Genomic DNA, 11,164 nt, shown 5'->3' with positions numbered 1-11,164 from the left:
AATGAAAAAGAATAAAATATTCATATATATCGTATGCTCAAGCTTGCTGCTATCTTCGAGCTGTAAGAAATTTTTGGAGCATCAACCAGATGATCGAACTGAGTTAAACAGCTCTGTTAAAGTAGCAGAATTATTAGCAAACGCATATCCACACGGCAATTATCTTGCCTTTGCAGAGGCAATGAGTGATAATGCTGGTGATAAGGGTACAACAGGTAGAGATTTACCAAATTCTTCTCCATGGAATTATATAGATCAGATAGATGCTACATCGGAAGACACGCCGCCATTTTATTGGAATTCTTGTTATAAAGCTATTGCTGCGGCAAATTATGCATTGGAGGCAATTGATAAGGCTGGCAATACTGCAGAATACTCTGCAAGTAGAGGAGAGGCATTAGTTGCAAGGGCGTACGTGCATTTCATGTTAGTAACCTTTTTTGCTAAAGCCTACGATCCAGCAACTGCAGCGTCTGATCCTGGAATTCCATATGTAACATTGCCACAGAAAATAGTTGAAGGTAATTACACAAGGGGAACTGTTGCTGGCGTTTATGCAAATATAGAAAAGGATTTATTGGAGGGCTTACCTCTAATTAAAAACAATTCATATAGAGTTCCTAAGTATCACTTTACTACACAAGCAGCTCATGCATTTGCGACCCGGTTTTATTTATTTAAGAAAGATTACCAAAAGGTAATTGACCATGCAAATGCGGTTTTTCCAGGAACGACGATTGCAGACAATTTGAGAGCATGGAATACTACCTATAATGTATTAGGATATTATGAATTACAAGCGCTATATACGAATTCTACGGAACCATCAAATTTATTGTTGCAAGAGGCTAATTCTTATTGGGGGAGAAACTATGCCGGCTACAATTTTGGATTAAGTTCTGGTGTAAGAGCAACGGTTTTTAATGCAGGTAATAACCCAACTGGAAAAGCCTTAGCCATGACAACTAAAATCTTTGGAGGTAATGAAACCGTTTATAATATTCCAAAATTTAGAGAACATTTTGTAAAACAAACCATCAGCGCCAATTTTGGAGATGCTTATAACATGGTGCCTTTATTAACGGCAGAAGAAGTATTATTTAACAGGGCAGAGGCAAATATCATGTTAGGTAATAATAGTCAAGCAATTGCTGATCTTGATATTTATTTATCAAAACGAATTGTTGGTTATTCTGCTACGGCTGACAAATTCACCGAAACTAAAGCAACGTCATTCTTCCCAACGTTAACCGTAAAAGATGCGTTAGTAGGAACTGTTCTGAATTTTAAACGCCAAGAATATATGCATGAGGGTTTAAGGTGGCTAGATATTGTAAGATTAAAAATTCCAATATCACATGTGTCGGCAAATGGTCAGACTACAATTTCCCTGGGTGTAAATGATCCAAAAAGATTAATTCAAATTCCACAAGATGCGATAGCGGCTGGTTTGACTGCTAATCCGCGTTAGTTATAATATAAGAATATTATGAAAAAGAAATTATTATTATCCATAGTTGCTTTGGCAACAATCTTTTTAGCAGGATGTAGCAAAAAAGACGATTTAAGTGCCAACCTGGTTGGCCTTGGAGGAGATACCTGGACAAAGGGCCCAGTAGATGAGTGGATCAGTACAAATTATACAACTCCATATAATATAGAAGTTAAGTATAAATGGGATCGGTCTGAATTAGGTGAAATCTATAAAAATGTTGTTCCAGTTAAAGAGGAGTTAGTAGTGCCTATAATGGATATCATAAAGAAAACCTGGATTGATCCTTATGTTGCTGTAAAAGGCGCAAACTTTATGAAAACTTATACGCAAAAACAGTTTTATTTAGCGGGAAGTCCATCTTACAATAGTAATGGGACAATCACTTTGGGAACAGCGGAAGCAGGCAGAAAAATTGTATTACTTGATTTAAACACTTTTAATCCTGCAAATAAACCTGCGGTTAAACAAATTTTACATACTATGCACCATGAGTTTGGGCATATTTTAAATCAGAACATTGCTGTAACACCTGATTATCAAAGAATAACACCGTCAGATTATACTGCTACATGGTTTAATATTTTTAGAGGTGCTTATTCATCTACAGCTGCACTAGATAAAATACTGTATGAAAATGATTTCTGGGGTAAGGGCTTTGTAACACCATATTCAAGATCAAATAAAGACGATGATTTTGTTGAGACGCTATCAACATTACTGGAAGGTGGCGCTGCCAATTTTGATAATATTATCAACAATCTTTTTGTTTACGACGGTTTGTATATTAAAAGGAATGGTAAAGGTGTTTATGAACAAAACACCGATGCCAGATCTAAGTTGCTAAGAAAAAAAGCTATCGTAATTTCTTATATGAAAGATAGTTGGGGGATAGATTTGGCTGATTTACAGACTAGAACACAGGCCGCAATTGAAGCACAATCTCCAACCGCAGATTTTAATAGCTTATTAGGCCCAGGAAAAACTTATGGTACAATTACCGTAAACCCTCAAAAATTGACAGGTTTGTCAGCTAAATTCTTAACAGCTTATAATACGGCCAATACCGGTATGCAAAATGGCATGGGACTTTACATTGATAATATTTCATTAATTTTTACTACGGCAAACAGAATGATTTTGAGAGTGAATTTTATGGATCCAACTGCTGCGTTAAGTGCTGGTTTTGTTGCTGATTTTAACTACACTACCACCAATGTTAATGGTGTACTTACCTTAACGTATACAAATCCACAACCAACAAATGCAAATGCTAGGGCAATCGAGGCCAGCATACCAACATTATTGACTTATTTTAATAATCAACAATTTAACGTTCGTTGGGTTGATGATATCGTGCCTCAATCGAAAAGTATATTTGGTGGGCTTGTAAAAACCGCAGACGCAACTTCTTACTTATTTGGCACATTGTAAATTATCTAAAATTAAAATGATGAAAAAGCATTTATTATATTTATTCTTATTTGCACTGGCCTTAGGCTCTTGTAAAAAAGACAAAACAGAGCCAATACTTGGCAATGTTGATGACCGTTTATCTGAAACACTAAAGGCATATCAAACTCAGTTGGCTGGAGCACAATTTGGCTGGAAAGGATACTTGTTAACAGATTCTAAAGTTACAGCCACCTTCTTGTTCAGCTTTACCGATAAAAACAGAACTACAATGTCTGCAGATTATGCTACAACACCAAGTGAAAGCTCATATCGTTTAAAAGCATTACAAAGACCAACATTGTTATTTGATACGTATTCAACCTTACACCTTATTGCAGATCCAACACCGAGTAAATTTGGCGGAGAAACAGGTGAAGGCTTCTATTCTGATTTTGAGTTTGCCTTTCTTTCTGCAAGTGCTGATACCATAAAGCTCGAGGGAACTTTTAATAAAAGTAAATTGGTTTTGGTACGTTCAAAATCTGTTACAGATAATTCTTCGGCATTTGAAGCACCTGATAATATGGAGGCAACCTTATCAAGGCTAAGAACCTATTTTAAACGTGCTAGGGTAGGTGATTTAGATTGCGAGGTAAGATTAGAACCGAATGGGAGAGTTCTTGGATTTAGTTATATTGATGCGGGAGTTTTAAAAACCGTTAAAAGTAATTATTTTGTTTCTGGTAGTTCATTAATTTTATTTGAACCATTAGTTATCGGAACATCAACTATAACTAGTTTAAATGGGGTTTCATTTGATGCAGCCACAGGATTTATTAATGCAAGTACAAATAGTGGTGCGGCACTGCAAATAAAAGAAGCAATTGCACCATTAAAATATGATGTTACCGTTGCAGCTAGATTTTTAGCTAACCCTGTTTATGGAACCTATAGTGAATGTTATACCGGGTTTACTGTTGATGGCGTAATTGATGCCTATGGAGTAAGAACAATTCCTAATTTCTTTTCTATTGATTATTATCCAAAAATTACAGGACAAAACTATGGGGCTGTTAGGTTTTGGTTAGGTACAGCTTATGGAGCCTATGGGCCTGCTATAATACCAACGGTAAGCGTTGATGGAAAGATTTCTTATGTACAAGATGGTAGTTATGGTACTGCACCAGTTGCTATACGACCTATTATCACTAATACAACTAATAATTTTCTGAAACAGGGTGGTTTTTATGTTATACAAACTGATACTAAGGTATACGATATGGTAGCTGTTGCAGATGCAAGGAGCTGGATCACATTTGAATAAGTACTAATAACACCTCTCTCCGAACCCTCACCCTCAAAAGTGGGGGTTTTTTAATATAAAATTGACCTACTTAGGAAGTAATACCTCTAACCAAAACATTGCTTTATGTAAGTATACTCAATGGTTTGTACTTAGTTCTTGCTTTTAATACGATCATTCAAAAGCTTAATTTATCATCATTAATGCATTTTCATTATATAAGTAATTTGTGAATTCTGGATCGGGTATTGCGTACTGTAAATTATCTTTGGATCCCCGAGAGTTTGTTTTGTTCATTGATTAGTAACGATGGCAGCTAGTTTTATGATGCTTTTATGGCATATCTCCTTCTTTTTCTAAAAATTATATACGACATTAATTGCTCAATTTATGTGCTTATAAATCTGAAAACTTCTTTTCAAGGTTATTTGTTTCATAAATCAATATAAATGACAAAGTGTTTAAGGAAATGATAGGTTTGTAGGATCAATCTTTGCTAAGCCACTTTTTCATTGGATGTGCCATCTTTATGGTAGCACCAACTAGAATAGAAGATTGATTCCTCGGAAATTCGTGTAGGCCTTACTTACTCCAAAAAACAAAGGAAGATTTTGAAATGACAACTTTCCTATTGAAATCAGTTAATGGTGGTTTTATTGGTGGTAAGGTTAAAAAAAGAGCCTGATCATTATATGATGCAGGCTCTTGAAAACTTTGTGTAATGCTAAAAGCTATATGCAATACCTATAGAATAAAATCCAAGCATATTATATTTTAAATCCTTATAGATTGGATTTGGATTAATCTCTTTATCTGACATAATAATATTATAAGCCAGTTTTGGCGATAAACTTTGATTATTTTTGAATTTAAATCTGTATACATTAGCTTCCAATGAATAAATAAGATCAAAATCATTTTTATTTAATAAAGCCTGTAGTCCAAAATCCACATATATGTTATCATTCTTAATGTCATAAGATTCACTAAAAATGAGACTTACTAAATAGATGGGGTATAATGAAATACCCCCTCCTAACGAAACAATATTAATATTTGAACCTTTCAGGCCACTTGAATGTGTATAGCCTCCTAATATATTTAGCGAAATTGGTTTAGAAATATTAAAAGATTTTTTCAACTCTACAATGTGAATATTATTAAAATAATCATTTGTAGTTCCATCTGCTATACCAAATTTGTAAGATATACTCCAACTAGGCCTGTTCCAATCTTTTTTAGCTTCTTGTGAATAAACATTGTTAAACGTAAAGAGCGCGCTAATAAAGATCAATCTTTTAAATAATATTCTCATTTATTTTAATTGGAGATTTAAATGAAGTTATAGCGTTTATGAATAAAGAGCCTTTTATCTAAGCGCCCATCTCCACCATTTTTTGGAATTTTTAGCTACGTAACTTACGCCAGCAATAAAAGCTCCAATTACAGTTGGATCGTTATTTGGGTTATAGTTTGGACCACCATTGCTTTCTCCTGCTAGATAGGCCAATACTGTTACTCCAACAATTGATACTACACTCCATGCAACTACGGCTACAACTTTTACAACCTTTTTAAAGAAATTCCCGATTTTACTAAAAAAACCTTTAGTTAGAACCTGATCACGAACAGAAACCGTTGCTAAAACCAAAGCTTCATCCAAAGAATTATTTACTGCGATGCTTACTTCTTCCAATAATTGTGGCGTTTGTAATGTTTCTAGCGCATATAGCGAGCTTACGGCAATTCTAGTTCTTTGAGTAGATGTCAAACCAAGGTTGTAATTTGAGGTTTGGACATGATTATTAATACAGGTCTGAATTCTATTGTTTAGCCTCGTTGTTACTTCCTCCACCGCAGCTTCTTCATTAACAATTGTTGATTCATCTGTATTTAAAGCAGTTTCTAATTCATCATTAGCAATGTTTGTTATACTTGATGACAATTCGTCTAGATTTGCAGATAAAGCAATATCCTGATTTTCTGCCTGTGCAGTGAAGTTTTGAATATTTAAAACTGAAGCCACATTTGCTTTTGCTTCAATAAGCGCTTGAGCTGTAGTTAAATTTTCATCTACTTCGTTATCTAAAGTTAATGGTGGAACAATTTGCTCAGTTAAGTTTTGCATTTCGGAATATTGCAATTGAGCGGATGGGTCTAAAGTTTCAAGATATTGATCTGCTCCTAACGATAGTATTGGTTCTCCTTGCTCAAGGTTTTCATTTTTTAGAAGTATACCTTTTGTGTTATTTGATATACGTAATTTTTCTAAAAAATTAGCAAAGTTTCTTACGTCTTTCGCGACTGTTTGCGGTTTGTCTCCCGGCTCTGGAGCGGTTGATTTTTTACATGAGTTCATCGTTAATAATACAATGAAGAGCATTAATAGATTTTTTTTCATAAATTTTATTTTTAAATATTTAAAGCGAATATAACAATATTGTTTCAATGTAAAATTTTTATTCGTATTTTTACTTATAAATCAATAAATTATAATACAAATTTAAACTACTATAAGTGATAATAAAATTTTCATATAAAGTATGTAAAATAATATTTATTTTATGCGCTATAATTTTAATTGGATGTCGAAAAGATATACCTTCTGGGAATATAAAAATTGCTAGCAACACTGTGCTTATTTATATGGCAGCGAATAATAATCTAAGAAATGCTGCTATCAATAGTATAAATGAAATGGAAATGTCTGCAAAAGACCTAGATGGTGACTTATTTGTACTTATAAAAACATCTGGATATCGGTCAGATCTTTTGAAGATAAAATATGATAAAACAAATGATATTGTAAGTGATACGGTTAAAACGTATGGAAACGAAAATACCTCTAATCCCGATTTTTTAAAAAAAGTTATAATAGATACTAAAAAGGATTATCCGTCGCATTCTTTTGGTTTAGTTTTATGGTCGCACGGTAGCTCCTGGTTTCCCCCTCAAAAGAATGCACCTGTACGACCAATCTTGTATGGTGGCAGAGTATTATTAAAATCATTTGGATACGATCGGGGGGAAGTAATGGATGTTATCGACCTGAAAAGGGTTTTGCCAGATGACTTGAAATTTATTCTCTTTGATGCCTGCTCAATGGGCAGCCTAGAAGTAGCTTATGAGTTAAGGCATAATACAGGATATATCATAGCATCGCCAACTGAAACACTTTCTTATAGTTTTCCCTATGATAAAATTACACCTTTGCTATTTGGTAACGTAGATGCCTATAAATTAATTTGTCAGCAATATTTAGAATCGTATAAGAGCAGGTCAGGTATTTATCAATCGGCCTCGGTTTCGTTAATTAAGACTGATGAATTAAATGATCTAGCTACAGCTGTGAAAAAATTATTAGATCTAGTACCACCCAGAAATATTAATGATAACCGCGCCGGAGTTCAAAATCTGAGTTTTGATATTAACTCTCCTGTGCCAGCATATGATTTTTTAGATTTTTTGCATAAAAATTTTAACATTGGTGATTATTCTCCCGTTGAACAGCAATTTAATAAAGCTGTTATTTATAAGGGGGCCACAGAAAGATTCTTGGATAATCCTATAGATCAATTTGGCGGCTTAAGTACTTATTTGCCTTTGGTTAAGGATAAAAATATAGATTATTACCGACAGTTAAGTTGGTTTACCAATGCTGGATATGGAAGTTTATTTAAATAGTAGCATAGCTGCACGAAAATAATTTAAGTGAGTTTCTCCAATATAAACTATATCAGTGAGCCAACCCTTGCACTAAAAAGCAAGGGTTTTTTTATGACATAATTTTTAAACCCCTCCAACCGTTTTATGCTTATATTTGTAACGAATGAAGAAGAAAGCAATTTTTATCCTGTTTGTATTGGTATTTACATTCGCGGTAAGCCCCAATGTTAATGCCCAATGTTCTATGTGTACCATTAATGCCGAGCAAGGTGTTAAAAACGGGAATACACAAACAGCAGGCTTAAATACAGGCGTATTGTATCTTTTATCTCTTCCTTATTTAATGGCCGTTATTGTTGGTGTGGTATGGTATAAAAAATACCGCAAAAAGAATGTGCACCTTAATATGAAAAAGGAGCCTTTTAATTTAAATTAAAAGTATGTCTGAGCAAACTACCTCAAAACTTTACGCCATTGTACATTGTAAGTGTCCGCATTGCCGTAGGGGAGATATTTTTACAGGCAGTATGTATGGCTGGAACATTCAGCATACCAAAGAAATCTGTGGGCATTGCGCTCAACGTATAGAGATCGAACCAGGCTACTTTTATGCCGCTATGTACGTAAGTTATGCGATGAATGTAATCGAAATGCTTTTTGCCAGTTTCATCACCTATTTAATTTTTGGCCCACTTACCGATGAAACTTTCTGGCCTTATCTGATTGTTATTTTTGCAGGTTGTTTTATCCTGTATCCGTTTAACTATCGCTATTCGAGAATTATACTGCTCCATGTTTTATCGCCGAACATTAAGTATAAACCCTATTATGATAAGTAGTATTGGTTAATCGTTTAAATCGTATAAGCTGGTTAATTGTTAAATTCAGCGATTAAACAATTAGCCGATTAACCAGTTAACCCAATGCCTGTATGTTAAAAAAAGAGACCCTTAGTTTTATAAAAGATGTAGCGGAGAATAACAACCGCGAATGGTTTGCCGCCAACAAAGAAGTTTATGAAAATGCAAAGGCTAATGTACTCGAGCTTGTAGCCAGTATTATTCCAGAGTTGGCCAAAGCAGACCCAATGCTTTCGGCAGAGATGGATCCAAAGAAGTGCCTTTTACGCATTTATCGTGATGTGCGCTTCAGCAAAAATAAAGATCCTTATAAAAATAACTTCGGCATATGGTTCTCCACCAAAAAAGGGGGAAACGAGCCCGGTTATTATCTGCATATCCAACCAGGGAAAAGCTTTATTGCCGGTGGATACTGGATGCCAGATGCGCCTCATTTAAAATTGATCAGACAAGAGATTGATTATAATATTGGCGATTTTAAAGAAATTATTAACAACGCAGCCTTTAAGAAAAACTTTAAACTGGGTTTTGATAATGCACTTAAAAATGCACCCAAGGGTTATGATCCTGCAGATCCAAATATCGAATTTTTAAAATTGAAAAGCTTCGAGGCCACCACAAAAATCGAAGATGAAGAATTTTTAAAACCAAACCTCGTTAATAAGTTGATAAGTTCTTTTAAAACAGTACAACCATTAGTTGCATTTTTACGGAATGCCATTGAGCAATGATCACTGTTAATTTTTAATGACAATACCCAAAATAATCAATAACCGATAGTCAATGTTCAAACTATAAAAGTTCCTGATACTTGATACTCAAATCTTGACAATAAATATGAAAAATACCTTTTTTGCATTTGCGCTTCTCTTGTTTATCTCTTCAATTAGCTCTTGTGTTGTTCTTTCGCCTAAAAAGTACAAAGCCTTATTGGGTACTAAAGATTCGTTATATACTGCTTTTAACGAAGGCTTAATTAAAATCGAAAATTTAGAAAAAGAAGTAGGTAAGCTTAAAAAGGATACGACCTTAATGGCTGAAGAACTTCGCGATCTGCAAAAAAATTACAATGAAATGGATGCAAGCTATAAAAAGCTTAAAAATAATTCGTCATCAGAAATTACCAAACTATCTGGAGATTTAGCTGCCCGCGAAAAACGTTTAAAGGAAGTAGAAGAAGTTTTGCGTAAACGTGATGAGGCAACCAATGCATTGAAAGAAAAACTTCAGCAGGCTTTATTGGGCTTTACCAAAAGTGGTTTAACCGTAGAGATTAAAAATGGTAAGGTTTATGTTTCGCTAACGGATAAGCTATTGTTCCCTTCCGGAAGTATTATTATTGATGAAAAAGGAAAACAGGCCCTTACCCAATTGGCCAACGTATTAAAACAACAACCGGAGATAAACATTGCTGTTGAAGGTCATACCGATAACCAGAAAATAAATAACCTGGGACAGATTAAAGATAACTGGGATTTAAGTGTGTTGAGGGCTACCTCTGTAGTACGTTATTTAACAGAGAATGAGAAGGTAGAAAGTGTAAGGATGACGGCTACAGGTAAGGGCGAATTCCAGCCATTAGGTACCAATGCAAATGCAGATGGAAGAAGTAAAAACCGAAGAATAGAGATTGTACTTTCACCTAAGCTGGATGAACTTTATAACCTGATTAAATAAGATATAATACGCTGTCGGTTGGTGTTCTCACCAACCGACATTTAAGACATTTTAAGGATAATTTCTTTATGGTTAGAAAATGAAGGTGCAGCAGTTCTTGGCAGCCTTCGGTCCCGCTTTCCCTCCTGCCAGTTTTGAAGAAAAATCGGCATCCGTTCCAATCGGGTTTATGAACAAGGGTTTGTGCAGACTGCAACCGTGAAAATGAAAAACTGTTTTTGCTATTTAGCCCCGGTTGCAGCGTTACCCTGCAGCAACGAGGCACGAGGAAGCGAAGCGTAAAAGCGTAAAACGGGAAGAAGCTTAATGTTTTGCACTGGCCTTGCGCTCCATACAAAAGCATTTTAGATTTAGGAAATGAGTGGCTTGTGGCTCTTGGAGGCTTGCAGTCCCGCTTTACGCTTTATACCGATGAAGAATCGGTATGTTCGCTGCAATCGGGTTTATGAACAAAGGTTTGTGCACCCTGCAATCCTGAAAATGAAAAACTGTTTTAGCCATTTAGCCCCGGTTGCAGCGTTACCCTGCAGCAACGAGGCACGAGGAAGCGAAGCGTAAAAGCGTAAAACGGGAAGAAGCTTAATGTTTTGCACTGGCCTTACGCTCCATACAAAAGCATTTTAGATTTAGGAAATGAGTGGCTTGTGGCTCTTGGAGGCTTGCAGTCCCGCTTTACGCTTTATACCGATGAAGAATCGGTATGTTCGCTGCAATCGGGTTTATGAACAAAGGTTTGTGCACCCTGCAATCCTGAAAATGAAAAACTGTTTT

Annotated in this window: 10 protein-coding genes; 8 read left to right on the top strand and 2 right to left on the bottom strand. The window is 35.2% G+C overall.

Features of this window, described 5'->3' with window-relative positions:
- The first annotated feature begins 1 nt into the window (after window position 1).
- Genes ASU31_RS07130 through ASU31_RS07120 form a run of 3 tightly spaced genes read left to right on the top strand, consistent with a single transcriptional unit; the run spans window position 2 to window position 4,211 of the window.
- On the top strand, window positions 2-1,471 hold the full coding sequence (locus ASU31_RS07130) for a RagB/SusD family nutrient uptake outer membrane protein (protein WP_057931692.1): 1,470 nt from the start codon (window positions 2-4) through the stop codon (window positions 1,469-1,471).
- Window positions 1,472-1,489: 18 nt separating this feature from the next.
- Window positions 1,490-2,926 (top strand): zinc-binding metallopeptidase, encoded by a 1,437-nt coding sequence (locus tag ASU31_RS07125; RefSeq protein ID WP_057931691.1) that lies wholly within the window; start codon window positions 1,490-1,492, stop codon window positions 2,924-2,926.
- Between the two features lie 19 nt (window positions 2,927-2,945).
- Window positions 2,946-4,211: a DUF4302 domain-containing protein gene (locus ASU31_RS07120; protein ID WP_167346164.1), complete on the top strand. Its 1,266-nt coding sequence runs from the start codon at window positions 2,946-2,948 to the stop codon at window positions 4,209-4,211.
- 703 nt (window positions 4,212-4,914) lie between these two features.
- Here ASU31_RS07120 and ASU31_RS07115 read toward each other — a convergent pair.
- Window positions 4,915-5,505 (bottom strand): hypothetical protein, encoded by a 591-nt coding sequence (locus tag ASU31_RS07115; protein ID WP_057931689.1) that lies wholly within the window; start codon window positions 5,503-5,505, stop codon window positions 4,915-4,917.
- Window positions 5,506-5,559: 54 nt separating this feature from the next.
- On the bottom strand, window positions 5,560-6,591 hold the full coding sequence (locus ASU31_RS07110) for a hypothetical protein (protein ID WP_057931688.1): 1,032 nt from the start codon (window positions 6,589-6,591) through the stop codon (window positions 5,560-5,562).
- Window positions 6,592-6,707: 116 nt separating this feature from the next.
- Here ASU31_RS07110 and ASU31_RS07105 point away from each other — a divergent pair, with 116 nt between their 5' ends.
- The 5 genes from ASU31_RS07105 to ASU31_RS07085 all read left to right on the top strand — a co-directional run bounded on the left by ASU31_RS07105 (window position 6,708) and on the right by ASU31_RS07085 (window position 10,393).
- Complete coding sequence (locus ASU31_RS07105) at window positions 6,708-7,874, top strand: clostripain-related cysteine peptidase (protein WP_157257943.1); 1,167 nt, start codon at window positions 6,708-6,710, stop codon at window positions 7,872-7,874.
- Window positions 7,875-8,019: 145 nt separating this feature from the next.
- Window positions 8,020-8,292, top strand: a complete 273-nt coding sequence (locus tag ASU31_RS07100; RefSeq protein ID WP_057931686.1) for a hypothetical protein — start codon at window positions 8,020-8,022, stop codon at window positions 8,290-8,292.
- A 4-nt stretch (window positions 8,293-8,296) separates the two neighbouring features.
- On the top strand, window positions 8,297-8,695 hold the full coding sequence (locus ASU31_RS07095; protein WP_057931685.1) for a hypothetical protein: 399 nt from the start codon (window positions 8,297-8,299) through the stop codon (window positions 8,693-8,695).
- Between the two features lie 92 nt (window positions 8,696-8,787).
- Window positions 8,788-9,447, top strand: a complete 660-nt coding sequence (locus tag ASU31_RS07090) for a DUF2461 domain-containing protein (RefSeq protein ID WP_057931684.1) — start codon at window positions 8,788-8,790, stop codon at window positions 9,445-9,447.
- A gap of 106 nt (window positions 9,448-9,553) precedes the next feature.
- A complete protein-coding gene (locus tag ASU31_RS07085; protein WP_057931683.1) occupies window positions 9,554-10,393 on the top strand; it encodes an OmpA/MotB family protein in 840 nt (279 codons plus the stop codon).
- The last annotated feature ends 771 nt before the right edge of the window (window positions 10,394-11,164 follow it).

Origin of the sequence: Pedobacter ginsenosidimutans, from assembly GCF_001442625.1 — a bacterium.
Lineage (GTDB): Bacteria > Bacteroidota > Bacteroidia > Sphingobacteriales > Sphingobacteriaceae > Pedobacter > Pedobacter ginsenosidimutans.
The sequence above is the reverse complement of the archived record's forward strand: the minus strand, read 5'-3'. Positions and strand labels throughout refer to the sequence as shown.